This window comes from Pseudomonas sp. RW3S2, assembly GCF_014268955.1.
Classification (GTDB): Bacteria; Pseudomonadota; Gammaproteobacteria; order Pseudomonadales; family Pseudomonadaceae; genus Aquipseudomonas; species Aquipseudomonas wayambapalatensis.
This window is the reverse complement of record NZ_JABWRM010000001.1, coordinates 1-26,222: the sequence shown is the minus strand read 5'-3', so window position 1 is coordinate 26,222 and position 26,222 is coordinate 1. Positions and strand designations below refer to the sequence as shown.

Genomic DNA, 26,222 nt, shown 5'->3' with positions numbered 1-26,222 from the left:
GCGCCTGTAGCCACTGGCGCATTGCACTACAGCGAATACTACGCCGAGCCTGAATCTTGCATTACACTGCCCGGCGTACATTCCTTAACCAGTTGACGAGACGACCGTGCTCAAGGCACTCAAGAAAATATTCGGCAAGGGAGACGCCGCCCCGCAGGCCGTCGCGCCCGCTGCCCCCGTGATTGCACCCACGCCTCAGCCCGCACCGGCCCGGCCCCCGAAACCGCCAAGAGCGAAGTCCGCGCCGCGCAGCCAGGCCGAACCTGTGGCCAAGGCCGAAGCCGCGCCTGCCGAGCAGCCGCCCCGGGAAAAGCCCCGCCGCGAGCGCAAACCCAAGCCCCAGGCCAGCCTGTGGAAACCCGAGGACTTCGTGGTCGAGCCCCAGGAAGGCAAGACCCGCTTCCACGACTTCAAGCTCTCCAACGAGCTGATGCATGCCATCCACGACCTGGGCTTCCCCTACTGCACGCCGATCCAGGCACAGGTCCTGGGTTACACCCTGCGTGGCCAGGACGCCATCGGCCGGGCCCAGACCGGCACCGGCAAGACCGCCGCGTTCCTGATCTCGATCATCTCGCAGCTGCAGCAGACCCCGCCGCCCAAGGAGCGCTACATGGGCGAGCCGCGTGCGCTGATCATCGCCCCGACCCGCGAACTGGTGGTGCAGATCGCCAAGGACGCCGAGGCCCTGACCAAGTACAGCGGGCTGAACGTGATGAGCTTCGTCGGCGGCATGGAGTACGACAAACAGCTCAAGGCCCTGGAAAAGCGCTACTGCGACATCCTGGTCGCGACCCCGGGCCGCCTGCTGGACTTCCAGCAACGCGGCGAAGTGCACCTGGACATGGTCGAGGTGATGGTGCTGGACGAAGCCGACCGAATGCTCGACATGGGCTTCATCCCGCAGGTACGCCAGATCATCCGCCAGACCCCGCCCAAGAGCGAACGCCAGACCCTGCTGTTCTCCGCCACCTTCACCGACGACGTCATGAACCTGGCCAAGCAGTGGACCACTGACCCGGCCATCGTCGAGATCGAGCCGGAGAACGTTGCCAGCGAGACGGTCGAGCAGCACGTCTACGCCGTGGCGGGCAGCGACAAGTACAAGCTGCTGTACAACCTGGTCACGCAGAACAAGTGGGAACGAGTGATGGTCTTCGCCAACCGCAAGGACGAGGTGCGGCGCATCGAGGAAAAGCTGGTGCGCGACGGCATCAATGCCGCCCAGCTGTCGGGCGATGTGCCGCAGCACAAGCGCATCCGCACCCTGGAAAGCTTCCGCGAAGGGCGCATCACCGTGCTGGTGGCCACCGACGTAGCCGGGCGTGGGATCCATATCGACGGCATCAGCCACGTGATCAACTTCACCCTGCCGGAAGACCCGGACGACTACGTGCACCGCATTGGCCGTACCGGGCGTGCAGGCACCAGTGGTGTGTCGATCAGCTTCGCCGGCGAGGATGACTCCTACCAGTTGCCGGCGATCGAGGAACTGCTGGGGCGCAAGATCAAGTGCGAGATGCCGCCGGATGAATTGCTCACGGCAGTGCCGCGCAAGCATCACTGATCGGTGCTGGATTCTTCGCGGGCAAGCCCGCTCCCACAGGCCTGAAGACAGCGGGACACCTGTGGGAGCGGCGGTGCGGCGACCCGACTTGCCCGCGAACCGGGGCAACGCCCCGGCCATCAAACAGAGGTTCTACCAGCGCCCGGCAGCCTCCTGGTCACTCTGCTTGCCTTCGACCCACCTCGGCCCTTCCTGAGTGTTCTCCTTCTTCCAGAACGGCGCCCGGGTCTTCAAGTAATCCATGATGAAGTTGCAGGCATCGAACGCGGCCTGCCGATGCGCGCTGGCAACCCCCACGAACACGATCGGCTCACCGGGCTCCAGCGCCCCGATGCGGTGCAGCACCTCGACCTTGAGCAAGGGCCAGCGCTGCTCGGCCTCGACCACGATCTTGGCCAGGGCCTTCTCGGTCATGCCCGGGTAGTGCTCGAGAAACATCCCCGCCACCTCGCGACCGTCGTTGAAGTCGCGCACATAACCGACGAACCCGACCACCGCGCCCACGCCCACATTGGCAGCGTGCATGGCATTGACTTCGGCACCGGGGTCGAACGCCGCCTGCTGTACCCGTACGCCCATGCTCAACCTCCGGTCACCGGCGGGAAGAAGGCGAGCTCATCGCCGTCCTCGACCGGCTCATCGAGCCTGCACAGCTCTTCGTTGCGCGCGCACATCAGGTTCTGCTCGGCCAATACGGCGTAAACGCCGCCTTTGGCCACCAGCGCCTGGCGCACGTCGTCGAGCACCTTGAAATCCCCTTCCAGGCGCTCGGCATCGACGCCAAGCACCTCACGGTAACGGGCAAAATAGAGGGCCTTGATCTTCATCACCCCTCCACCTTGTAGTGGCCGCTCTTGCCGCCGACCTTCTCCAGCAGGCGCACCTGCTCGATTATCATGCCCTTGTCCACGGCCTTGCACATGTCGTAGATCGTCAGCGCCGCGACGCTGGCAGCGGTCAGCGCCTCCATCTCCACACCGGTTTGCCCGGCCAGCTTGCAGCGGGCAACGATATGCACCACATCTTCGCCTTCGCCAGCCAGCTCCACCTTGACGCTGGTGAGCATCAGCGGATGGCACAGCGGGATCAGGTCGCTGGTCTTCTTCGCCGCCTGAATGCCAGCGATGCGCGCCACGGCGAACACGTCACCCTTGGGGTGCTCGCCATCGACGATCATCCGCAAGGTCTGCGGCAACATGCGCACCCGCGCTTCGGCGATCGCCTCGCGTGCGGTCACGGCCTTTTCAGTGACGTCGACCATGTTGGCGCGCCCCTGGGAATCGAGATGAGTCAGCACTGCTCTGCTCCTGTGAAGGGAAAGCAGAGTGTAAACCTGTGGGTCAGGTTTGCGCAGGGGAATGTGTCGGCAGCTTCGGCCTCATCACCGGGCTTGCCCGCCCCCACAACCGTGTGGAAGCGGGCTTGCCTGCGAATGAGCCAGCCGGGCCTACAGATGCGACTCGGCGTACTCGGCCAGCACCGAGCGCGGCACACCCTGCAAGGTGATGTGCACGCCATGGGGGAAGTCCTTGAAGCGCTCGGTCAGGTAGGTCAGGCCCGAGCTGGTCGCGGACAGGTAGGGGGTGTCGATCTGCGCCAGGTTGCCCAGGCAGACCACCTTGGAGCCAGAGCCTGCACGGGTGATGATGGTCTTCATCTGGTGCGGGGTGAGGTTCTGGCATTCGTCGATCAGGATCAGGCTCTGCTGGAAGCTGCGCCCACGGATGTAGTTCAGCGACTTGAACTGCAGCGGCACCCGTTCGAGGATGTACTCGACACTGCCGTGGGTGCTTTCGTCATCCATGTGCAACGCCTCGAGGTTGTCGGTGATGGCGCCCAGCCAGGGCTCCATCTTCTCCGCCTCGGTGCCCGGCAGGAAGCCGATCTCCTGGTCCAGCCCCTGCACGCTGCGGGTGGCGATGATACGCCGGTAGCGCTTGCTGACCATGGTCTGCTCGATGGCAGCGGCCAAGGCCAGGATGGTTTTGCCCGAACCGGCCGCGCCGGTGAGATTGACCAGGTGGATGTCCGGATCGAGCAGGGCGAACAGCGCCAGGCTCTGGTGGATGTCGCGGGGCTTGAGACCCCAGGCTTCCTGATGCAGCAGCGGCTCCTGGTGCAGGTCGAGCAACAGCAGTTCGTTCTCGCGAATGCCCTTGATCCAACCAACGAAGCCTTGCTCGTCGATGATGAACTCATTGACGTGCACGGCCGGCAAGTTATCGATCAGTTGTACGCGATGCCAGGTACGGCCCCGTTCCTGGCGGGTGTCGACCTTGCTGACCCGGTCCCAGAATGAGCCGGTGACCGAGTGGTAGCCCTTCGAGAGCAGGGACACATCATCGACCAGTTGGTCGGTGCTGTAGTCCTCGGCAGCGATGCCACAGGCACGCGCCTTCAGGCGCATGTTGATGTCTTTGGTGACCAGCACCACGTCCAGGTCAGCCCGCCTGGCGCGCAGCTCCAGCAGTTGGTTGATGATGATGTTGTCGTTGAGGTTCTCCGGCAGCAGCCGGTTGGGTTCGTTGCGCGGGCTCATCAGGATCGACAGGAAGCCCTTCGGCCCGCCCTTGCCACGCTGGATCGGCACCCCTTGTTCGACATCGGTGGGTGATGCATCGCCGAGGGTCTGGTCGATCAGGCGAATGGCCTGGCGACATTCGGCGGCGATGGATTGTTTACCGGTCTTGAGCTTGTCGAGTTCCTCCAGCACCGTCATCGGTATGGCGACGTGGTGCTCCTCGAAGTTGAGCAAAGCGTTGGGATCGTGAATCAGGACGTTGGTATCGAGCACATACAGGATTGGCTGGTTGGAGGAAGGGTTGCGTCCTTGGTCATCCATACTCGGTCACCTTATGTGAAAGCAGGACGGCACAGCTCGGCTGCACCGCAGAGTGACCGCCGTTCTCCCCGTATCCGCGTCGTTACGGGCGGGGAGCGCACCTGGCAAGGAGGGCCTGGATGACGCCACCTGTGCTGCAGGAATCGGCTGTCCGATTCCTTCATACCGCAAAAGGCGTGACGGAAAAAAGACTTTTTACGCTCCGGTGAAGTTTATTTTGCCGAATGACGATCCGCGCTTGGCGATAAGGTGACGGGGGACTACAGTCAGTGTTGGACTCTGGATTTCATGCCTAGCGTAGATGCGCATATTCCACGCAATCCTGCCACCCGATCCCGCTCTGCGCCGTGTGCTGCAACAGCCATTCCAGCGCCGGCTGTGCCTTGGGCAGGGTGTCGTGGAACTGAATCACACCCTTGCGCCATAGCAGCATCAAGGTCATCACCCGCTGGGCCGACTGCTCGGCATCCAGCGCGCTGTCGTCCTGGGCGTCGATGTCCCACAGTGACACCTGCAGCCCTTGCGCCGCCATGAACGCCTCGCCGTCGGCGCGGCGCTGCCCATAGGGCGGGCGGAACAGCGGCACGTACTGCTCGGGCATCAAACCCTGCACCTGCGCCTGGCTGCGCCGCAGGGAGTCCTGCCAGCCCTGCCACTGGGCGTGGGAGCGATACTCCCAGCCCTGAATCCCCACGCACTGCCCGGCGTAAAGCGCCGCGACATTCGCCCCCTGGGCCATGTCGCGGCGCTGCTGCACGCGGTTGCCCAGCACGAAGAAGGTGGCGCCCAGCTTTTGCCGGCGCAAGTAATCAGTGAGCAGATCCGTGTTGCTGCCGACCGGGCCGGGGCCGCCGACGAACGTCAGCAGGAACATCCGATCGTTGAGTTCATCGCCATTGCGCTCGCGGCTAGACAACCGCTCGATCTCGCTGCTGGTCTGTGGAAACAACGCTGCCTTGCGCAACTGTTCGTCGAGGTAGCGGACATTGAACTGATGACTGGGCTCGACCCACTGCTTGTAGAATTCGCCGACATCTGTAGCGAACGTAGCCGAACGCGTACGCAAATCCGCCATCGAGTCCAGCGGATAGCAGAACGAGGCATCCTGCTCGCAACTGAGCTGGGCCTGCTGGAAGTTTTCCCACAACCGCTGCCACATGCGCGCCCGCACCGAACGAATCACCGCCAGGTTGATCTGCCGCAACCCCAGGCGCGCCGCCAGGGCGCGCTCATCGAGCATCTCGCTTTCATGCAGCACCTGGGCGAAGGAGAGGATCTGTGCGCGCGATGCCACGTCGAACAGCACCGGGCTGTCGAGCTGCTCGGGCCAATGGCTGCGGTCGAAGCTGACGGAATTGGACGGGGCGGCCTGCACAGCCAGGCTGAACAACCCGGCCAGCACGGCGAAGGCAATGCGCACGATCGGTTCTCCCTAAACGGATGATGCGCACTATAGCGCCTGCCCCGGCGATGGTCTGTGACTATCGTCAGCATAGTTTGGCGTTGCCCTGCTGGCCCCGTAGAATCGTCGCCGACGATTTCAGGAGCCGACCCCATGCTGACGGTGATTTCCCCCGCCAAGACCCTCGACTACGACACCCCGCCGGTAACCCAGCGCCACACCCTGCCGCAGTACCTGGACGATTCGCAGACGTTGATCACCCAACTGCGCGAGCTGTCGCCGGCCCAGATCGCCGAGCTGATGCACCTGTCCGACAAGCTCGCCGGCCTCAATGCCGCGCGCTTCGGCAGTTGGACCCCAGACTTCACCCCCGCCAACGCCAAGCAGGCGCTGCTGGCGTTCAAGGGCGATGTGTACACGGGCCTGGACGCCGAAACCCTTGGCGAAGACGATTTCAGCTACGCCCAGCAACACCTGCGCATGCTCTCGGGCCTCTATGGGCTGCTGCGCCCACTGGACCTGATGCAGCCCTATCGCCTGGAAATGGGCACCAAGCTCGCCAACGCACGCGGCAAGGACCTCTACGCCTTCTGGGGCACGCGCATCAGCGAATGGCTGAACCAGGCCCTGGCCGAACAGGGCGATGACCTGCTGCTGAACCTGGCCAGCAACGAGTACTTCAGTGCCGTGAAGAAGAACGCCCTGAATGCGCGGGTGATCAACGTCGACTTCAAGGACCTGAAGAACGGCCAGTACAAGATCATCAGCTTCTACGCCAAGAAGGCCCGCGGCCTGATGAGCCGCTTCGTGATCCAGGAGCGCATCAACGATCCCGAGCAGCTCAAGCGCTTCGATGTGCAGGGGTACTACTACAGCGCCGAGCAATCGAAGCCTGACCACCTGGTGTTTCTGCGCGATCACCCGGCTGACTAGCCCTGGAGCTTGCAGGGGCAACTGTCTTGCTCAAAATCTAAAGGCCAGCCCAATCTCCCTGTGTAGCGGGCTTGCCCGCGAACACGGGCATAGCCCGTGCCAGGCACCGCGGTGTGCTTTTCGCGGGCAAGCCCGCTCCTACAGGTACCGCACCGCTGAAAGCCCCGCTCAAAAAGCCAAATTACTGGCGCCAAAAAATAGACGAACCCGAGCTTATCGCCAAACGCCATAAGACCGTTCGTAGTTTTTTGACGAATTTTGAAAAAATTTTTCCGATACTGGCATATAACCATCTCATCTTGATCTCGCCCTTTATATATAGGGGCGAAACCCATCCGTGCTATCAGATTGAAAGTATTTAGCGCTTAAAAAATATTTAGAAATCTTTCATCTGCCCTGCACTCACCCCGGAACTTCTCCCTTCGCAGATCGCTCATAGCACCCGTAACGAATCACGAGCGTGCAACGTGAGAGATGACTTACAGATGACAACTGGCAGGTACTCAATACCTGCACTGATAACTTCGACTACCGCCTCGGTATACCCGAGCGGCCTGTCCAAGCAGGAGAGACGCGCCCCTTACTAATCGTCCTAGTGGTTGATTTCAAAGGATTTATTCACTTGAAAAAACAAGCACAGCAGCGCACCCGATAACGCGTTGCAATAAAGACGGCTGCATCTCAGGGCACGCCTTTTAATAACTGGCCTTTTACTGCCAAGTTTGAGCGCACAACGGTTTGCGCTCCGGATTCATTCATGCCTGCGTTCGGTGAAGTGTCAATTCGCCATGGATCCGTGCGCCCGTATAAGCAGGTCAATCAACCCGGTCCGACTCTTCGAAAGAGTCGGCGTGATAAACACACGAGGTGAATACGATGCGTATCAGCATCTTTGGTTTGGGTTACGTGGGTGCCGTCTGTGCAGGTTGCCTGTCGGCAAGGGGCCATGAAGTGATTGGTGTGGACGTGTCCACCACCAAGATCGACCTGATCAACCAGGGCAAGTCGCCAATCGTCGAGCCGGGTCTGGAGCAACTCCTGCAGCAAGGCATCGCCAATGGTCGCCTGCGTGGCACCACCGACTTCGCCGAGGCGATCCGCGCCAGCGACGTGTCGATGATCTGCGTCGGCACCCCGAGCAAGAAGAACGGCGACCTGGGCCTGGAATACATCGAATCGGTGTGCCGCGAGATCGGCTATGTGCTGCGCGACACCACCCGCCGCCACACCATCGTGGTGCGCAGCACCGTGCTGCCAGGCACCGTGAAGAACGTGGTGATCCCGATCCTCGAGGACTGCTCGGGCAAGAAGGCCGGCGTCGATTTCGGCGTGGCGGTCAACCCCGAGTTCCTGCGCGAAAGTACCGCGATCAAGGACTACGACCAGCCTCCGATGACTGTCATCGGCGAACTGGACAGCGCCAGCGGCGACGTGCTGCAGGCGATCTACGAAGAGCTCGACGCCCCGATCATCCGCAAGCCGATCGAAGTGGCCGAAATGATCAAGTACACCTGCAACGTCTGGCACGCCACCAAGGTGACCTTCGCCAACGAGATCGGCAACATCGCCAAGGCGGTCGGCGTCGATGGTCGCGAAGTGATGGACGTGGTCTGCCAGGACAAGGCCCTGAACCTGTCGCAGTACTACATGCGCCCAGGCTTCGCCTTCGGCGGTTCGTGCCTGCCCAAGGACGTGCGCGCCCTCACCTATCGCGCTGCCAGCCTCGACGTGAAGGCGCCTCTGCTCGACTCGCTGATGCGCAGCAACGCGTCGCAGGTGCAGAACGCCTTCGACATCATCGAAAGCCACGACAAGCGCAAGATCGCCCTGCTCGGCCTGAGCTTCAAGGCCGGCACCGACGACCTGCGCGAAAGCCCGCTGGTGGAACTGGCCGAGCGCCTGATCGGCAAGGGCTACGAGCTGAACATCTACGACCAGAACGTCGAGTACGCCCGTGTCCACGGCGCCAACAAGGACTACATCGAGTCGAAGATCCCGCATGTCTCGTCGCTGCTCAACGCCGACTTCCAGCAGGTGGTCGATGGCGCCGACATCATCATCCTCGGCAACCGCGACGAGCAGTTCCGTGCCCTGGCCCAGCAGGCGCCGGAAGGCAAGCAGGTGATCGACCTGGTCGGCTTCATGAGCAAGCCCACCAGCACCCTCACCCGCACCGAAGGCATCTGCTGGTAAGCCAGCCCGACGCGGGGCCGGCCGGCCCCGCACTTCCCTGATTCTCGCGACGGATGCTGAACATGCAAAGGCTCCAGACAGTGCTGTTGCAGTGCGCCGGATGGCTGCTCTACATGAGCCTGCTCATGCTGATCGCCCTGGCCCTGCCCAGCGATATCTTCGATTCGCAATCGAAGCACTTCATCTTCCTGGTCGGCGCAGTCGGCATCTGGCGCTACTCCATGGGCGCCACCCATTTCATCCGCGGCATGATCTTCCTGTACCTGGTCTACCCCTACCTGCGCCGCAAGGTGCAGAAGCTGGGCAAGGCAGCCGAACCGTCTCATGTGTACCTGATGGTCACCAGCTTTCGCATCGATGCGCTGACCACCGCCCAGGTGTACAGCTCGGTGATCCGCGAAGCGATCGAATGCGGCTATCCGACCACCGTGGTCTGCTCGCTGGTGGAGAAGTCCGACGAGTTGCTGGTCAAGAGCCTGTGGGCCAAGTTCAACCCGCCCGAACACGTCGCCCTGGACTTCGTGCGCATCGCCGGTACCGGCAAGCGCGACGGCCTGGCCTACGGTTTTCGTGCCATCTCGCGGATGCTGCCGGACGAAAACGCCGTGGTTGCGGTGATCGACGGCGACACCGTGCTGGCCGAAGGCGTAGTTCGCAAGACCGTGCCCTGGTTCAAGCTCTACCCCAATGTCGGTGGCCTGACCACCAACGAATTCTGCGAAGTGCGCGGCGGCTACATCATGAGCGAGTGGCACAAGCTGCGCTTCGCGCAGCGCCACATCAACATGTGCTCGATGGCGCTGTCCAAGCGCGTGCTGACCATGACCGGGCGCATGTCGATGTTCCGCGCAAGCGTGGTCACCAACCCTGAGTTCATCGCCGACGTCGAAAGCGACTCGCTGATGCACTGGCGCCTGGGCCGCTTCAAGTTCCTCACCGGCGACGACAAGTCGAGCTGGTTCAGCCTGATGCGCCTGGGCTACGACACCTTCTACGTGCCGGACGCGGCGATCAACACGGTCGAGCATCCGCCGGAGAAGAGCTTCGTCAAGGCCAGCCGCAAGCTGATGTACCGCTGGTACGGCAACAACCTGCGGCAGAACTCCCGTGCCCTGGGCCTGGGCCTCAAGCGCCTGGGGCTGTTCACCAGCATCGTGCTGCTCGACCAGCGTGTGTCGATGTGGACCAGCCTGCTGGGCCTGACCGTGGCGGTGATCGCCAGCTTCAAGTTCGGCCTGCAGTTCCTGCTGGTGTACCTGCTGTGGATCGGCATCACCCGCCTGATCCTCACCATCATGCTGATGTGCTCGGGCCACAGCGTCGGCCCGGCCTACCCGCTGATCCTCTATTACAACCAGATCGTCGGCGCACTGATGAAGATCTACGTGTTCTTCCGCCTCGACAAGCAGTCCTGGACCCGCCAGCCGACTGCCCTGAAACGTGACCTCGCCAGCTTTCAACAATGGTTCAACACCTGGTCCTCTCGGACCATGACCTTCTCGGCCGCCAGCATCTTCGTCGCTGTGCTGTTCATGGTCGTGTGAGCCCAACCCGGATCGATCCAACAGGAACAAATCGCCATGAATACCGCCGTGAACGTCAACGTCGTGCATGAGTCCGAAGCCCAGCGCCAGCACGCCCGGGTGCGCATCCCGGCCAAGCTGCGCTACCTGGACAGCGAGCGCCAGCCGCAGGATGTGAAGGTCGACGACCTCTCCGCCGGTGGTCTGTCGTTCCATGCCAAAAAAGCCCTTCCGGTCGGCGATGTCGTGCGTGGTCGCCTGCAGTTCGTGGTCGACAACCTGGGGCTGTCGATGGACATCGAGTTCCTGGTGCGCTCGAGCGATCCACAAAGCGGCCGCACCGGTGTCGAATTCCAGAACCTGGAACCGCGTGATATCGCGACCCTGCGCCACATCATCACCTCCCACCTGTCCGGTGAGCTGATCAGCGTCGGTGACGTGCTCAGTACCCTGCAGCGCGACAACTTCACCAAGGCGCGCAAGCAGAAGGATTCGGGCTCGGGCCTCAGCGCCTTCGGTCGCCTGCGTGCCGTCACCGTCACCCTGGGCGTGTTCGTGGTCGGCATCGCCGCCTTCGGCTTCGTCGCCAAGTCACTGTACGGCCTGTACTTCGTCAGCCACGCCGAGGCCGGCGTGGTCGCGGTACCGACCACCAACGTCACCATGCCCCGCGACGGCAGCATGCAGAGCCTGGTGGAAAACGGTGCGCAGGTGGTCAAGGGCGCGCCGCTGGCGACCTTCAACACCAGCATGCTCGACCTGCTCAAGGGCCATCTGGACGACTCGCAACTGGAGCCTGCCAAGGTCGAGGAGCTGTTCGGCAAGCAGCTTTCCGGCACCCTCACCAGCCCCTGCGATTGCGTGGTCGCCCGCCAGTTGGTGGATGACGGCCAGTACGCCAGCAAGGGCCAGGCGGTTTACCAACTGATCCCACGCACCACCAACCCGATGGTCGAGGCGCGCTTCAGCTATCGCCAGTTCGACGAGGTCAAGCCAGGTACCCGGGTCAACTTCCAGATCGCCGGCGAAGACAACGTGCGCACCGGTGTGATCGTTGGCAGCGCCAGCCTGGACAACGACAACCTGGCTTCGGACATTCGCGTGCAGATCAAGCCTGACGAGTCGCTGCCTGCAGAGCTGGCCGGCCGCCCGGCCTCGGTGAACAGCGACCGCGGTCCATCGCTGAACTGGCTGATCGACAAGGCCGTGGCCCGCGGGCTCTGAGGGGGATAGGACGATGACCCCGAACATTTACACCTGTGCCCCTGTGGGAGCGGGCTTGCCCGCGAAGGGGCCAGCAGGCACACCTTCATCGCAGCTCCCGGCCATTCGCGGGCAAGCCCGCTCCCACAAGGTTCTCGGGCTCTGCGTGCTGGCCATCACCCTGGCCGGCTGCGTCGGCCTGCCTGACCAGCGCCTGGCCAACGAGGCCCTCAAACGTGGCGACACCGCCACCGCCGAGGCCAACTACAAGGCACTCGCCGACCTGGGCTACAGCGACGCACAGGTGGGCCTGGCCGATATCCAGGTCGGCACCCGCGACCCGGCCCAGCTCAAGCAGGCCGAAGCCACCTACCGCGCCGCGGCCGCCTCCTCGCCACGTGCCCAGGCACGCCTGGGCCGCCTGCTGGTGGCCAAGCCCGACAGCACCCAGGCCGAACGCGAGGAGGCCGAAACCCTGCTCAAGCTCGCGGCCAGGCAAGGTGAGGGCAACACCCTGATCCCGCTGGCGATGCTCTACCTGCAGTACCCACAGAGCTTCCCGAACATCAATGCCCAGCAACAGATCGACCAATGGCGCGCCGCTGGCAACCCCGAGGCGGGCCTGGCCCAGGTGCTGCTGTACCGCACCCAAGGCACCTACGACCAGCACCTGGGCGAGGTGGAGAAGATCTGCAAGGCCGCGCTGAACACCACTGACATCTGCTACGTGGAGCTGGCCACGGTCTACCAGAAGCGCGCCCAACCCGACCAGCAGGCCGCCCTGCTCGACCAGCTCAAGGCCGCCTATGCCCGCAACGCGGTGCCTGCGACACGGGTCGACAGCGTCGCCCGCGTGCTCGCCGACCGCAGCCTCGGCCAGACCGACGAAAAAACCGCCAAGGACCTGCTCGAACACGTCGCCCCGGCCAACCCGGCATCCTGGGTCAGCCTTGCGCAACTGCTCTACGATTTCCCCGAACTGGGCGACACCGACCAGCTGATGGCCTACATCGACAAGGGCCGCGAAGCGGAGCAGCCCCGCGCCGAACTGCTGCTGGGCCGCCTCTACTACGAAGGCAAGAGCGTCCCGGCCGATGCCGTGAAGGCCGAGCAACACCTGCAGGCCGCCGCCGACGCCGGCGAGATCAGCGCCCACTACTACCTCGGCCAGCTCTACCGCCGCGGCTACCTGGGCCATGTCGAGCCGCAGAAGGCCGTCGACCACCTGCTCAGTGCCGCCCGTGGCGGCCAGCTCAGTGCCGACTACGCCCTGGCCCAGCTCTACAGCGAAGGCCACGGCATCCGCCAGAACACCGGCAATGCCTGGGTATTCGCCCAGCTTGCCCAGGCCAACCCGACGCCGCAGTCCAGCGAACTGCTGCAGCAACTCGACCAGCAACTCACGCCCGACCAGCGCAGCCAGGCCCAGCGCCTGCTGGAGCAGGAGAAAAAGGCGCGCGCCGGGATGCTCCAGGCCAGCAACAGCCCGCTGGCCCTGGACGCCCTGCAAGACGAGAAAGACGTAGACGCCGAGGACTCGCTATGACGCTCAATCCCTTCGTGAAAGCCGGCATCGGCCTGAGCTTCGCCCTGCTGTGGTCGCTGCCGACCCTGGCCGCGGAAACCGCAGTGAAGAACTTCGGCCTGGACGTGAAGATCACCGGCCAGTCCGAGGACGACCGTGACCTGGGCACCCGCTCCGGCGGCGACGTCAACGGCCTGGGCCTGGACCTGCGCCCCTGGGTGTACGGCGAGCGCGGCAACTGGAGCGCCTTCGCCATGGGCCAGGCGGTGACCGCCACCGACACCATCGAAACCGACACCCTGCGCCAGAACGACGACGGCACCGCCGTCGACACCGGCGACGACAGCCGCAAGCCCGACAAGAGCTACCTGGCCCTGCGCGAATTCTGGATCGGCTACAGCGGCTTCACGCCCTACCCCGGCGAACAGTTGCGCTTCGGCCGCCAGCGCCTGCGCAGCGACGACGGCATGTGGCGCGACACCAACATCGAGGCGCTGAACTGGAGCTTCGACACCACCCTGCTCAAGGCCGACCTCGGTGTCGCCCAACGCTTCAGCGAATACCGCACCGACCTCACTGAGCTGGCCCCCGAAGACAAGGACCGCACGCACCTCTACGGCAATATCGCCACGCAGTGGACACCCGGCCACTGGGTCGGCCTGCGCGCCCACCATACCCATGACAGCGGCAGCCTGAAGAACCCCGGCGAAACCGTCGATGCCCTCGACAAGACCCGCACCGGCGACCTCACCTGGCTGGGCCTTGAGGCCAACAGCGACGCCTACAACTGGCGCAACGACCACACCGTCAACTACTGGGGCAGCCTTACCTGGCTGACCGGCAATCGCGACAGCCTCAGCAGCCAGTTGGTGGGCGAAGACCAGATCGCCACCGGCAAACAGAGCGGCGACGTCAATGCCTGGGCCACCGACCTCGGTATCCGCCTGCGCCTCGACCCGCAGTGGCAGGTCGGCGCGGCCTACGCCCGTGGCAGCGGTGGTGGCGGCAGCGATGGCTCGAACAACTTCGAGCAGACCGGCCTTGAGAGCAACCGCTCCAACTTCACCGGCACCCGCTCGCGCGTGCACCGCTTCGGCGAGGCCTTCCGCGGCGAGCTGGGCAACCTGCAGGCCGCGACCCTGTTCGCCTCCTGGCAACTGCGCGACGACTACGACGCAAGCTTCATCTACCACAAGTTCTGGCGCGTCGATGGCAACCAGAACATCGGCTCCAGCGGCATCAATGCGGTGGTCAACGACGATGGCATCAACCGTCCGCTGATCAACGGCGAGAAGGACCTGGGCCAGGAGATGGACGTGGTGGTCACCAAGTACTTCAAGCAGGGCCTGCTGCCCGCCTCGCTGAGCCAGTCGATCGACGAGCCGTCGGCCCTGGTACGCCTGCGCGCCGGTGTGTTCAAGCCCGGCGATGCCTATGGCAAGGAAGCGGACTCGTACATGCACCGCGCCTTCGTCGACGTGATCTGGCGCTTCTGAGGCCGGGAGAAGACCGTTATGAACCTGCACCCGAACCTTCGCCACAGCCTACTCGCCAGCGCCCTGCTGCTGGCCAGCGGCATGGCCGGTGCCGCAGAACCGGCGGTGATCGCCAAGGGCCTGCAACAGGCCAAGACCTACACCGTCGCCAGCGCGCCGATCGAGCCGCTGCAGATGGATCCGCCCAAGCTGCCCGACCTCTCCGGCTACACCGCGCAGGCCGTGCAACAGAAGATCGACCGCCGCCACAAGGGCAAGGTCAGCGTGCGCCGCATGCTCCAGGAAGAGTCGCTCAAGGAGTTCATCGGCGGCGACAACAAGGCCGCCGAGTGGGTCCAGCGCCAGCACGGCATTCCCCAGGCGATCTTCGTCGATGACGGGCATGTCGACCTGGTCGAACTGAGCAAGAAGGTGCCTGCCCAATACCTGCGCGAAACCTCGCCGGGCGTGTACCTGGCGCGCCTGCCGATCGTGGTCGGACGCAAGGGCGTGCTGGAGATCGACGGCAAGGTCAAGGAACTGCGCCTGTCCCAGGAGGGCGGCTCGTTCATCGTCAACGACGGCAAGCTGTTCGTCAGCGATACCCAGATCACCGGCTGGCGCGAGCAGGCCAACGGCCCGGCAACCTTCCGTTCGCCCAAGGAATTCCGCCCGTTCCTGCTCAGCTGGGGCGGCACCGAGACCTACATCGTCAACAGCAAGATGGCCAGCTTCGGCTATGCCAAGTCCAAGTCGTATGGCGTGAGCATCTCGCAGTACACCCCCAACATGGCCAAGCAGATGGGCCGCCCCGAACCGACCGGCTGGATCATCGGCTCGGAGTTCAGCGACATGTGGTACGGCTTCTACTGCTACGAGACCCGCGACTTCGTGGTCAAGGACTCGACCTACCGCGACAACATCGTCTACGGCATCGACCCGCACGACCGCTCGCACCGCCTGATCATTGCCGGCAATACCGTGTACGGCACCAAGAAGAAGCACGGGATCATCGTCTCGCGTGAGGTCAACGACAGCTGGATCATCAACAACAAAAGCTACGACAACAAGCTCTCGGGCGTGGTGATCGACCGCAACAGCGTCAACAACCTGATCGCCTACAACGAGATCTACCGCAACCACACCGACGGCATCACCCTCTACGAGAGCGGCGACAACCTGATCTGGGGCAACAAGCTGATCAACAACCGTCGCCACGGCATCCGCGTACGCAACAGCGTGAACATCCGCCTGTACGAAAACATCGCCATGGCCAACGGCCTGGTCGGGGTGTACGGGCACATCAAGGACCTCTCCGACACCGACCGCGACATCGCCCTGGACCCGTTCGACACCAAGGTCTCGCTGATCGTGGTTGGCGGCGAGCTGTCGGCCAACGGTTCCGGGCCCTTGTCGATCGACTCGCCGCTGTCGGTGGAGCTGTACAAGGTCTCCATGCTCGCCCCGCGCAAGTCCAGCGGCATCAGCCTCAACGGCGTGCTCGGCGAGCGCCAGGACGAAATCCTCGACCTGCTGGTGCGCCAGCAGAAGGCCGTGCTGATCGACCCGGTCGAACGCCAGACCGAAATGATCGACTAAGGAAGCCCCGACCATGACCCCACACCTGATGAAACTGCTCGGCCTGTCCGCCGCCCTCCTGGCCATCAGCCAGGGCGTGCGCGCCGACGACGTGCAGCCACCGAGCTTCAGCGCCGAGCCGTGCTGCCAGCTGTGCCCCGAGGCCCACGACGCCAGCCGCTACACCACCCGCTACCAGCAGAACTTCACCACCCTGGTGCAGGCCCAGGGCGACTGGCTGTTCCGTACCCGCGAAGACCTGCGCACCGAATTCGACACCACGCCCGGCGGCTACAAGCGCCTGCAGCAGGTGCACGATGCCTTCAAGAAACGCGGCGTGGAGCTGGTGGTGGTCTACCAGCCGACCCGTGGCCTGGTGAACCGCAACATGCTCAAGCCCGAGGAAAAGGCCGCCTTCGACTACCAGAAGGCCCTGCACAACTACCAGGCGATGCTGCAGCGCTTCGCCAGGATGGGCTACAACGTGCCCGACCTCTCGCCCCTGACCAACGAGCAGCTCGCCGCCGCCGACCAGGGCAAGGACTTCTACTTCCGCGGCGACCAGCACTGGACGCCCTACGGCGCCCAGCGCGCAGCGAAGATCGTGGCCGACACCGTGCACCAGATGCCGGCTTTCGAGGGCATTCCACGCAAGGAATTCGAGACCCGGAAATCCGGGCGCATGGGCAAGACCGGAACCCTGCACAACGTCGCCGGGCAGCTGTGCGGCACCAGCTACGCGGTGCAGTACATGGACCAGTTCGCCACCGAGCCCAAGGGTGGCGCCAGTGGCGGCGACGACCTGTTCGGCGACTCGGGCAACGCGCAGATCACCCTGGTCGGCACCAGCCACAGCGGCAAGAACTACAACTTCTCGGGCTTCCTGGAGCAGTACATCGGCGCCGACGTGCTCAACGTCGCCTTCCCCGGTGGCGGCCTGGAAGGCTCGATGATCCAGTACCTGGGCAGCGAAGAATTCCACAAGAACCCGCCGAAGATCCTGATCTGGGAGTTCTCGCCGCTGTACCGCCTCGATCAGGAAACCATCTGGCGGCAGATCCTCGGACTGCTCGACGACGGCTGCGACGACCGCCCGGCGCAAATGAGCGCCAGCACCACACTCAAGCCAGGCAAGAACGAGCTGATGGTCAACGGCAAGGGCGGCGTGATCAAAGACCTGGTCAACCGCAATCACCAGCTCGACATCCGTTTCGAGGACACCTCGGTCAAGGTCCTGCAGGCCACCCTCTGGTACCTGAACGGCCGCCACGAGGACATCAAGATCGAAAAACCCGAGACCTCCGACACCGACGGACGCTTCGTCTTCCAGATGCGCGAGGACGAAGACTGGGCCAGCCAGAACCTGCTGGCCCTGGAAGTCCAGGGTCCGGAAAACGGCACCCAGAAAGTCGAGGCCAAGCTCTGCAAACGCAACAACTTCGCCGGCAGCGCGCGCAACACCGCGCAAGCCGGCCAGTGAGGCGAACATGACGACATTGAAGCGAACCTTCAGCCCCGCCCTGCTCGCGCTGGCCCTGTTCGGCGGTGCCGCGCAGGCTGCGCTGGTGCCCCCGCAGGGTTACTACGAGGGCATCGAGAAACTCAAGACCAGCGACGGCAACTTCACCTGCGAAGCCGCGCCCAAGCCGTACACCGGCGCGCTGCAGTTTCGCAGCAAGTACGAGGGCTCGGACAAGGCCCGGGCAACGCTCAACGTCGCCTCTGAAAAAGCCTTCCGCGACTCCACTGCCGATATCACCACCCTGGAGAAGGGCGTCAGCAAGATGGTCGGCCAGTACATGCGCGACGGTCGCCCGGCCCAGCTCGATTGCGTGCTGACCTGGCTCGGCACCTGGGCACGCGCCGATGCGCTGGAGTCCACCGACTTCAACCACACCGGCAAGTCCATGCGCAAATGGGCGCTGGGCAGCATGAGCGGCTCGTGGCTGCGCCTGAAGTTCTCCAACTCCCAGCCACTGGCCGCGCACCAGGCCGAGGCCGAGCTGATCGAGAAGTGGCTCGCCAAGCTGGCGACCCAGACCGTGCGCGACTGGAGCGACCTGCCGCTGGAGAAGATCAACAACCATAGCTACTGGGCGGCCTGGTCAGTGATGGCCACGGCAGTGGCGACCGATCGGCGTGACCTGTTCGACTGGGCAGTGAAGGAATACAAGGTCGGCGCCAACCAGGTCGACGACCAGGGCTTCTTGCCCAACGAGGTCAAGCGTCGCCAGCGCGCGCTGGCCTACCACAACTACGCCCTGCCGCCGCTGGCGATGATCGCCAGCTTCGCCCAGGCCAACGGCGTGGACCTGCGCAAGGAAAACAACTTCGCCCTGCAGCGTCTGGGCGAAGGCGTGCTGGCCGGTGCCCGCGATCCGGTGCACTTCGCCGAGCGCGCGGGGGTCAAGCAAGACCTCAAGGACCTCAAGGTCGACAGCAAGTACGCCTGGCTCGAGCCCTGGTGCGCGCTGTACCAGTGCGTCGGCGACACCCTCGAGCGCAAGCACGACATGCAGCCGTTCAACAGCTTCCGCATGGGGGGCGACATGACCCGGGTCTACGACCCGAGCGCGGAAAGCAAAAAATGAAGTGACCCCTGTGGGAGCGGGCTTGTCCCGCGATTGCGTCCGACTGGACAACACCGGCGAATCGACTGACGCAATCGCGGGACAAGCCCGCTCCCACAGGGACCAAGGTGATCCCCCGCATTTTCGTGGGGGGTTTGGGGGGCGCTGTGCCCCGGATGCTGTGAACAAAAAGGAGAACCGGGATGGTCTTCTCGTCCAACGTGTTCCTGTTCCTGTTCTTGCCGGTTTTCCTCGGCTTGTACTATCTGAGCGGGAACCGCTATCGCAACCTGCTGTTGCTGGTGGCCAGCTACATCTTCTACGCCTGGTGGCGGGTAGACTTCCTGGCGCTGTTCGCTGGCGTCACCCTGTGGAACTACTGGATCGGCCTGAAAGTCGGCGCCGCCGGCGTGCGCACCAAGCCGGCCCAGCGCTGGCTGCTGCTGGGCGTGGGCGTGGACCTGGCGATCCTCGGCTACTTCAAGTACGCCAACTTCGGTGTCGACAGCCTCAACGCGATCATCACCTCGTTCGGCCTTGAGCCGTTCATCCTCACCCATGTGCTGCTGCCGATCGGTATCTCGTTCTACATCTTCGAGTCGATCAGCTACATCATCGACGTGTACCGCGGCGACACCCCGGCCACGCGCAACCTGATCGACTTCGCCGCGTTCGTGGCGATCTTCCCGCACCTGATCGCCGGCCCCGTGCTGCGCTTCAAGGACCTGGTCGATCAGTTCAACAACCGCACCCACACCCTGGACAAGTTCTCCGAAGGCTGCACCCGCTTCATGCAGGGCTTCATCAAGAAAGTGTTCATCGCCGACACCCTGGCGGTGGTCGCCGACCACTGCTTCGCCCTGCAGACCCCCACCACAGGCGATGCCTGGCTGGGCGCGCTGGCCTACACCGCGCAGCTGTACTTCGACTTCTCCGGCTACAGCGACATGGCCATCGGCCTGGGCCTGATGATGGGCTTTCGCTTCATGGAGAACTTCAAGCAGCCCTACATCAGCCAGTCGATCACCGAGTTCTGGCGGCGCTGGCACATCAGCCTGTCGACCTGGCTGCGCGACTACCTGTACATCACCCTGGGCGGCAACCGCAAAGGCACCTTCGCCACCTACCGCAACCTGTTCCTGACCATGCTGCTGGGCGGCCTGTGGCACGGCGCCAACTTCACCTACATCATCTGGGGTGCCTGGCACGGCATGTGGCTGGCGATCGAACGGGCGCTGGGTATCGACACCAACCCGCAGCGCTTCAACCCGGTCAAGTGGGCCTTCACCTTCCTGCTGGTGGTGGTCGGCTGGGTGATCTTCCGCGCCGAAAACCTCGAAGTGGCCGGGCGCATGTACGGCGCCATGTTCAGCTTCGGCCAGTGGCAACTGTCGGAACTCAACCGCGCCCAGCTCACCGGCCTGCAGGTGGCCACGCTGATCGTCGCCTACCTGACCCTGGCGTTCTTCGGCCTGCGCGACTTCTACCGCAACGCAACGCCACCGGCCGCCCCGCGCATTCCGGCGCAAGTACATGGCGACGGCACGCTGAGCCTGGACTGGACCCGGGTCATGACCCGGGCCCTGGTGCTGCTGCTGTTCGTGGCCTCGATCCTCAAGCTTTCGGCGCAGAGCTACTCGCCGTTCCTGTACTTCCAGTTCTGAGGTGGATGACATGAACCGCACACTTCGCATCACCTATTCGCTGTCGTTCCTCGGCCTGCTGGTGGGCCTGGGCGCCTGGTCGGTCGGTGGCCTGGACAGCTTCAACCGCACCGGGCAGATGACCCTGCTCGACGGCAAGCTGGCCAAGGCCGCCGAAACCCACTACGACGACCAGTTCCCGATCAAGCGCCTGGGCACCAACCTCTGGGCCGCACTGGACTTCAAGCTGTTCAACGAAGGCCGCCCCGGCGTGGTGCTGGGCCGCGACCAGTGGCTGTTCAGCGATGAAGAGTTCAACCCCACCGCCAATGCCGACCACCTGATGCAGGACAACCTGGCGCTGATTCGCGGCGTACGCGACACCCTGCAGCGCCAGAACATCCAGCTGGTGCTGGCGATCCTGCCAGCCAAGGCACGCGTCTATGACGAATACCTCGGCAAGCAGGCACCTGCCAGCCTGCATGCGGACCTGTTCAACCAGTTCCACGCCCAGGCCCGCCAGGCCAACGTGTTCGCCCCCGACCTGCTGGCCCCGCTGGAGCAGGCCAAGGCCCGCGGCCAGGTGTTCCTGCGTACCGACACCCACTGGACGCCCATGGGCGCCGAAGTGGTCGCCCAGGCGATCGCCGAGGGCGTGAAGCGCCAGCAACTGCTCGAAACCGAACCCCAGGCCTACATCACCGAGGCGGGCAAGACTGCGCCATACAAAGGCGACCTGACCAACTTCCTGCCGCTCGACCCGCTGTTCAACAACCTGCTGCCACCCCCGGACAACCTGCAGCAGCGCACCACCCGCCCGGCGCAAAGCGAAGGCCAGGGCGACGACGCGCTGTTCGCCGACAGCGCCATCCCGGTGGCGCTGGTGGGCACCAGCTACAGCGCCAACCCGCACTGGAACTTCCTCGGCGCCCTGCAGCAGGCGCTGCACAGCGACGTCGCCAACTACGCCGAGGACGGCCACGGTCCGCTGCTGCCGATGCTCAAGTACCTGCAGAGCGACGCCTTCAAGAACGCCCCGCCACAGGTCGTGGTGTGGGAGTTCCCCGAGCGCTATCTGCCCATGAAGAACGACCTCAGCAGCTTCGATCCGCAGTGGATCGCGCAACTGAAGAACACCCGTAAATCCGAAGAAAACCTGGCCCTTTCGTCCAACCGGACGGACCACTGAAAGAGAGGAACACGCACATGACTCACAAGCCATCCATCGCCAAAGCCCTCACCCTCGCGGCCGGCCTTTCCCTGGCTTCGCTGCAGGCCTTCGCCGGCGCCGACGCTGCACTCTATGGCCCTAGCGCCCCGAAAGGCTCGACCTTCGTGCGCCTGTACAACGCAAGCTCCGCGCCCACCGCGGCCTCGGTCGGCAATACCCAGATCAAGCAGGTCGGTGCCCAGGCCAGCAGCGACTTCAGCTTCCTGCCCGGCGGCGACTACACCGCCCAGGTCGGCGGCAAGAGCGTGCCGGTCAAGCTGGCCTCGGACACGTACTACACCCTGGTCAACAACAACGCTGGCAACCCGCAACTGATCGAGGAGCCACCGTTCAAGAACAAGCAAAAAGCGCTGGTGCGCGTGCAGAACCTCAGCGACCAGTCGCTGACCCTGAAGACTGCCGACGGCAAGACCGAAGTGGTCAAGGCGGTGGCCGCCAAGGGGCGCGGCGAGCGTGAAATCAATCCGGTCAAGGTCAACCTGGCCCTGTTCGACGGCAACAAGAAAGTCAGCGACGTCAAACCCGTCGCCCTGGAGCGCGGCGAAGCGGCCGTGCTGTATGTCACCGGTTCCGGCAACAGCTTGTCGCCGGTGTGGGTAACTCGCCCCGTGGCTAGCAACTGATCCCCCTGCCTCTAAACGACTATTGGAGAAACATGATGATCCCGGTAATTCTTTCTGGTGGTAGCGGTTCGCGTCTGTGGCCTCTGTCGCGCAAGCAGTTCCCCAAGCAGTTCCTGGCGTTGACCGGCGAACACACACTGTTCCAGCAGACCCTCCAGCGCCTGGTGTTCGAGGGCATGGACACCCCCATCGTGGTCTGCAACAAGGACCACAAGTTCATCGTCCAGGAGCAGTTGGCGGGCCTGAAGCTCGAAACCCAGGCCATTCTCATGGAACCCTTCGGCCGCAACACCGCGCCGGCGGTGGCGATGGCTGCGATGAAGCTGGTCAATGAGGGCCGCGACGAGCTGATGCTGGTGCTGCCCGCCGACCACGTGATCGAGGACCAGAAAGCCCTGCAACGCGCCCTGGCCCTGGCCACCGTGGCGGCCGAGCGCGGCGAGATGGTGCTGTTCGGCGTGCCGGCGACCAAGCCCGAGACCGGCTACGGCTACATCCGCTCCAGCCAGGACGCCCTGCTGCCCGAGGGCGTGGCGCGGGTCGCGCAGTTCGTCGAAAAACCCGATGAGAAACGCGCCAACGAGTTCGTCCGCGCGGGGGGCTACTTCTGGAACAGCGGCATGTTCCTGTTCCGCGCCAGCCGCTTCCTCGAAGAGCTGAAAAAGCATGACCCGGACATCTACGACACCTGCCTGCTGGCCCTGGAGCGCAGCGACGAAGAGGCCGATGTGCTGAGCATCGACGAAGCCACCTTCGCCTGCTGCCCGGACAACTCCATCGACTACGCGGTGATGGAAAAGACCCAGCGTGCCTGCGTGGTGCCGCTGTCGGCCGGCTGGAGCGACGTGGGCTGCTGGTCGTCGCTGTGGGACGTGCACGAGAAGGACGACAACGGCAACGTCACCAAGGGCGATGTGGTGGTGCAGGACAGCCACAACTGCATGATCCACGGCAACGGCAAGCTGGTGTCGGTGATCGGCCTTGAGAACATCGTCGTGGTCGAGACCAAGGACGCGATGATGATTGCCCACAAGGACAAGGTCCAGGGCGTCAAGCAACTGGTCAACACCCTCGACCAGCAAGGCCGCAGCGAGACCCAGAACCACCTGGAGGTATACCGCCCATGGGGTTCCTACGACTCGGTGGACATGGGCGGGCGCTTCCAGGTCAAGCACATTACCGTCAAGCCCGGCGCCAGCCTGTCGCTGCAGATGCACCACCACCGCGCCGAGCACTGGATCGTGGTCAGCGGCACCGCCGAGGTGACCTGCGACGAGAACGTGTTCCTGCTGACCGAGAACCAGTCGACCTACATCCCGATTGCCTCGGTGCACCGCTTGCGCAACCCCGGCAAGATCCCGCTGGAGATCATCGAAGTGCAGTCCGGGAGCTACCTGGGCGAGGATGATATCGAGCGCTTCGAGGATGTGTATGGGCGCACGTCCACGCCGGTGGAGCGTGGGGTTTCGGTGAAGACCATCGCGCAGTAATTTGAGCACGTACCATCGCGGGGCAAGTGACAGAGGTACATTACCGCTGTGGCGTGCCCTGCGATGTTCGGTTCAAACCTTTCCGTTCGGTAATGGGAGCGAGGCTGTATATCGAGGATCGTTGATACATCAATCAGGCTCATTGAATATCAGGCCCGAGCGCGGAAAGCCGACCTGTCGCTCAGTCAAGATCAACGTGAAAACGACCTGCAAATGATAGCGTGCCGGTTCCATCGCCTCTCAGCGGCGCCGTAAAGAGACGGCAGGAAACTTCGTTTGGCGTACTGACCAAATCGAAAATCGTACCCTCTTCTCCGTACGCATAGGGCAAATCGCGATTGTCGATTTCCATATTTAGAATATTCGTGCGTTCCGGTGACTCAGGGTTATACACAAAAGTCAAAACGATGCCGCCGGAATCATCCCTAGCCTCAACGGTCCTCTCATCATCAAAGTCATAGACACTCACTCTGCGAATATCGACTTCGTATGTTTTCACTACCTCGCCATCACGCTCACGAGTCAACACACCCTTAAAATAGCTAGAATCAACTTTCACTTCTGTGCCTTTATGTTTTGCGATCATGAGAAACTCTCCTGAGAAAAACAGAACTCGCAACTTAGCTCGGCGCGAAAGATGTGCACCGCGCAAAATTTCGACCATTGACGAAGCCCTCAACGGTGCCCTCGATATTGTGCACAGAGTGACGTACTTCTCTCCGTTCCTGTCACTCAGTCGCTGTTGGAAAGTGCGCGACAACGATCAAGAGACTATCAATATCGACATGAACGCGAACCTGACAAAAATACCAGGTTTACCAAACGTGGCGGATGGTCAGGCAGACAGCCTTCTTGCGACTTGGCGCCACTGCCGCCAAGATGGGCAAATCCTTGTACGGAATCTGCGCACATGATCATCGGCGCCTTTCTCATCCTCACCTGGCTGGTCCTGCTGCTGCGCTACCCGGCCAAGGCCCTGCCGATTTCCATGGCCGCCGTGTGCGGCCTGGGCCTGGTCGCGCTGTTCGTGGTCTGGCAGGACAGCCGCGAGGCCTCGCAACTGGCCCGCCTCGATCTGCGCCTGAGCTATGCGCCTGACCAATGCCCCGCCGACCGCGCCCTGCAAGTGCGGATGAAAAACGGCAACAAGGCACCGCTCACCGAACTGCGCTGGCGGGTTGCCGCCTACGCCCCCGGCGATACGGTCAACCTTGCCGAAAACACCTATGCCGCGCCGCGCTATCGCGGGCCCGGTGAGCTGCAGCCCGGTGCCGAATGGACAGACTGCCTGCCCTTGCCGCCGCTGCGCTCTGGCTATCGTGCGCAGACCCTGGAGTTTCGTGCCGAGCACCTGCAAGGTACATTTGCCAATTGACCGGGCGACCGCGTCGACCTTTTCGCGGGCAAGCCCGCTCCTACAGATAGCTTGGCCGTGGGAGCGGCGGTTCGGCGCTCCGACTTGCCCGCGAAGAGGCCGGTGCAGACGCTACACACCTCACCTGAAAGCAGACCCTGACCATGCCCACCGTCCTCATCACCGGTTGTTCCAGCGGCATCGGCCGCGCCCTGGCCGATACTTTCCGCGATGCCGGCCACCAGGTCTGGGCCACCGCCCGCAAGCCTGAAGATGTCGAGCGCCTCGCCGCCGCAGGTTTCTCCGCCCGGCAACTGGACGTCAACGACCCGCAGGCCCTGGCACGACTGGCCGAGGAATTGCCGGAACTCGACATCCTGATCAACAACGCCGGTTACGGCGCCATGGGACCGCTGCTCGACGGCGGCGTCGAAGCCCTGCAGCGCCAGTTCGAAACCAATGTGTTCTCGCTGGTCGGCGTGACGCGCGCCCTGTTCCCGCTGCTGCGCCGCTCCAAAGGCCTGGTGGTGAATATCGGCAGCGTGTCGGGGGTACTGGTCACCCCGTTCGCCGGCGCCTACTGCGCCTCCAAGGCCGCCGTGCATGCGCTGAGCGACGCCCTGCGCCTGGAGCTGGCACCGTTCGGGATCCGGGTGATGGAAGTGCAGCCCGGGGCGATCGCTTCACAGTTCGCCAGCAATGCGCAACACGAAGCCGAGCAGGTACTGGCAGCGGATTCGCCGTGGTGGCCGCTGCGCGAGCAGGTGCAGGCCAGGGCCCGCGCCTCGCAGGACAGGCCTACCCCGGCGGCGACCTTCGCCCAGGGATTGCTGGCAGCCACACGCAAGACGCCGACACCGGCGCTGGTAAGGCTGGGCAATGGCAGCACCGCCTTGCCACTGATGGCGCGGCTACTGCCGCAGCGGTTGCTGGACAAGGTGTTGCGCAAGCGCTTCGGGTTGTTGCGGCCGCTTTGAAGCGGTAGTGGATTCTTCGCGGGCAAGTCGGGGCGCCGAACCGCCGCTCCCACAAGTACAGAATCGGTGCTGTCCATCCTGCGGGAGCGGCGG

At 63.6% G+C, this 26,222-nt stretch carries 22 protein-coding genes; 16 read left to right on the top strand and 6 right to left on the bottom strand.

Annotation, left to right across the window (positions count from 1 at the left end):
• Positions 1 to 106: 106 nt before the first annotated feature.
• Positions 107 to 1,567, top strand: coding sequence for an ATP-dependent RNA helicase RhlB (gene rhlB / locus HU748_RS00110; RefSeq protein ID WP_186718750.1), 1,461 nt, complete (start codon positions 107 to 109; stop codon positions 1,565 to 1,567).
• A 132-nt stretch (positions 1,568 to 1,699) separates the two neighbouring features.
• On the opposite strand, the gene moaE is transcribed toward rhlB, so the two are convergent.
• The 5 genes from moaE to HU748_RS00085 all read right to left on the bottom strand — a co-directional run bounded on the left by moaE (position 1,700) and on the right by HU748_RS00085 (position 5,829).
• Positions 1,700 to 2,146: a molybdopterin synthase catalytic subunit MoaE gene (moaE, locus tag HU748_RS00105; protein ID WP_186668114.1), complete on the bottom strand. Its 447-nt coding sequence runs from the start codon at positions 2,144 to 2,146 to the stop codon at positions 1,700 to 1,702.
• Positions 2,147 to 2,148: 2 nt separating this feature from the next.
• The gene (locus HU748_RS00100; protein ID WP_186711200.1) at positions 2,149 to 2,394 is read right to left on the bottom strand and encodes a MoaD/ThiS family protein; all 246 of its coding nucleotides are present in this window, start codon (positions 2,392 to 2,394) and stop codon (positions 2,149 to 2,151) included.
• Positions 2,394 to 2,864 carry a cyclic pyranopterin monophosphate synthase MoaC gene (gene moaC, locus HU748_RS00095; RefSeq protein ID WP_186668118.1) on the bottom strand — a complete coding sequence of 157 codons (471 nt, stop codon included), beginning with the start codon at positions 2,862 to 2,864 and terminating at the stop codon, positions 2,394 to 2,396. Before moaC ends, HU748_RS00100 begins: the two co-directional genes overlap by 1 nt.
• A 150-nt stretch (positions 2,865 to 3,014) precedes the next feature.
• Positions 3,015 to 4,409, bottom strand: coding sequence for a PhoH family protein (locus HU748_RS00090; RefSeq protein ID WP_186668120.1), 1,395 nt, complete (start codon positions 4,407 to 4,409; stop codon positions 3,015 to 3,017).
• Between the two features lie 292 nt (positions 4,410 to 4,701).
• Complete coding sequence (locus HU748_RS00085; RefSeq protein WP_186718748.1) at positions 4,702 to 5,829, bottom strand: polysaccharide deacetylase family protein; 1,128 nt, start codon at positions 5,827 to 5,829, stop codon at positions 4,702 to 4,704.
• Positions 5,830 to 5,964: 135 nt separating this feature from the next.
• Here HU748_RS00085 and yaaA point away from each other — a divergent pair, with 135 nt between their 5' ends.
• From yaaA to HU748_RS00020, 13 genes are all read left to right on the top strand, one after another.
• Positions 5,965 to 6,744 (top strand): peroxide stress protein YaaA, encoded by a 780-nt coding sequence (gene yaaA, locus HU748_RS00080; RefSeq protein ID WP_063546032.1) that lies wholly within the window; start codon positions 5,965 to 5,967, stop codon positions 6,742 to 6,744.
• An 876-nt stretch (positions 6,745 to 7,620) separates the two neighbouring features.
• Entirely contained in the window at positions 7,621 to 8,937 is a 1,317-nt protein-coding gene (locus HU748_RS00075; protein WP_186711196.1) for a UDP-glucose/GDP-mannose dehydrogenase family protein, read from the top strand.
• 62 nt (positions 8,938 to 8,999) lie between these two features.
• A complete protein-coding gene (locus tag HU748_RS00070) occupies positions 9,000 to 10,481 on the top strand; it encodes a glycosyltransferase family 2 protein (protein WP_186718746.1) in 1,482 nt (493 codons plus the stop codon).
• Positions 10,482 to 10,517: 36 nt separating this feature from the next.
• Positions 10,518 to 11,684 carry an alginate biosynthesis protein Alg44 gene (locus HU748_RS00065; protein WP_186711195.1) on the top strand — a complete coding sequence of 389 codons (1,167 nt, stop codon included), beginning with the start codon at positions 10,518 to 10,520 and terminating at the stop codon, positions 11,682 to 11,684.
• A 103-nt stretch (positions 11,685 to 11,787) separates the two neighbouring features.
• Entirely contained in the window at positions 11,788 to 13,209 is a 1,422-nt protein-coding gene (algK, locus tag HU748_RS00060) for an alginate biosynthesis TPR repeat lipoprotein AlgK (RefSeq protein WP_186668408.1), read from the top strand.
• Complete coding sequence (locus tag HU748_RS00055) at positions 13,206 to 14,684, top strand: alginate export family protein (RefSeq protein WP_186718744.1); 1,479 nt, start codon at positions 13,206 to 13,208, stop codon at positions 14,682 to 14,684. Before algK ends, HU748_RS00055 begins: the two co-directional genes overlap by 4 nt.
• Before the next feature lie 18 nt (positions 14,685 to 14,702).
• Positions 14,703 to 16,262, top strand: coding sequence for a mannuronan 5-epimerase AlgG (gene algG, locus HU748_RS00050; RefSeq protein ID WP_186718742.1), 1,560 nt, complete (start codon positions 14,703 to 14,705; stop codon positions 16,260 to 16,262).
• A gap of 13 nt (positions 16,263 to 16,275) precedes the next feature.
• Positions 16,276 to 17,721 carry an alginate O-acetyltransferase gene (locus HU748_RS00045; RefSeq protein WP_186668133.1) on the top strand — a complete coding sequence of 482 codons (1,446 nt, stop codon included), beginning with the start codon at positions 16,276 to 16,278 and terminating at the stop codon, positions 17,719 to 17,721.
• 7 nt (positions 17,722 to 17,728) lie between these two features.
• Positions 17,729 to 18,832, top strand: a complete 1,104-nt coding sequence (locus HU748_RS00040; protein WP_186711188.1) for a mannuronate-specific alginate lyase — start codon at positions 17,729 to 17,731, stop codon at positions 18,830 to 18,832.
• Between the two features lie 182 nt (positions 18,833 to 19,014).
• Positions 19,015 to 20,475: an MBOAT family protein gene (locus tag HU748_RS00035; protein WP_186718740.1), complete on the top strand. Its 1,461-nt coding sequence runs from the start codon at positions 19,015 to 19,017 to the stop codon at positions 20,473 to 20,475.
• 10 nt (positions 20,476 to 20,485) lie between these two features.
• Positions 20,486 to 21,643, top strand: coding sequence for an alginate O-acetyltransferase (locus HU748_RS00030; protein ID WP_186668140.1), 1,158 nt, complete (start codon positions 20,486 to 20,488; stop codon positions 21,641 to 21,643).
• 17 nt (positions 21,644 to 21,660) lie between these two features.
• Positions 21,661 to 22,308, top strand: a complete 648-nt coding sequence (locus tag HU748_RS00025; RefSeq protein ID WP_186668142.1) for an alginate O-acetyltransferase AlgF — start codon at positions 21,661 to 21,663, stop codon at positions 22,306 to 22,308.
• 35 nt (positions 22,309 to 22,343) lie between these two features.
• Positions 22,344 to 23,798 carry a mannose-1-phosphate guanylyltransferase/mannose-6-phosphate isomerase gene (locus HU748_RS00020; RefSeq protein ID WP_054894908.1) on the top strand — a complete coding sequence of 485 codons (1,455 nt, stop codon included), beginning with the start codon at positions 22,344 to 22,346 and terminating at the stop codon, positions 23,796 to 23,798.
• 181 nt (positions 23,799 to 23,979) lie between these two features.
• On the opposite strand, the gene HU748_RS00015 is transcribed toward HU748_RS00020, so the two are convergent.
• The gene (locus tag HU748_RS00015; RefSeq protein WP_186718738.1) at positions 23,980 to 24,384 is read right to left on the bottom strand and encodes a hypothetical protein; all 405 of its coding nucleotides are present in this window, start codon (positions 24,382 to 24,384) and stop codon (positions 23,980 to 23,982) included.
• A 324-nt stretch (positions 24,385 to 24,708) separates the two neighbouring features.
• On the opposite strand from HU748_RS00015, the gene HU748_RS00010 reads away from it, so the two are divergent.
• Complete coding sequence (locus HU748_RS00010; protein ID WP_186718736.1) at positions 24,709 to 25,173, top strand: multidrug transporter; 465 nt, start codon at positions 24,709 to 24,711, stop codon at positions 25,171 to 25,173.
• Between the two features lie 143 nt (positions 25,174 to 25,316).
• Entirely contained in the window at positions 25,317 to 26,129 is an 813-nt protein-coding gene (locus HU748_RS00005; RefSeq protein ID WP_065864146.1) for an SDR family oxidoreductase, read from the top strand.
• Positions 26,130 to 26,222 lie beyond the last annotated feature (93 nt).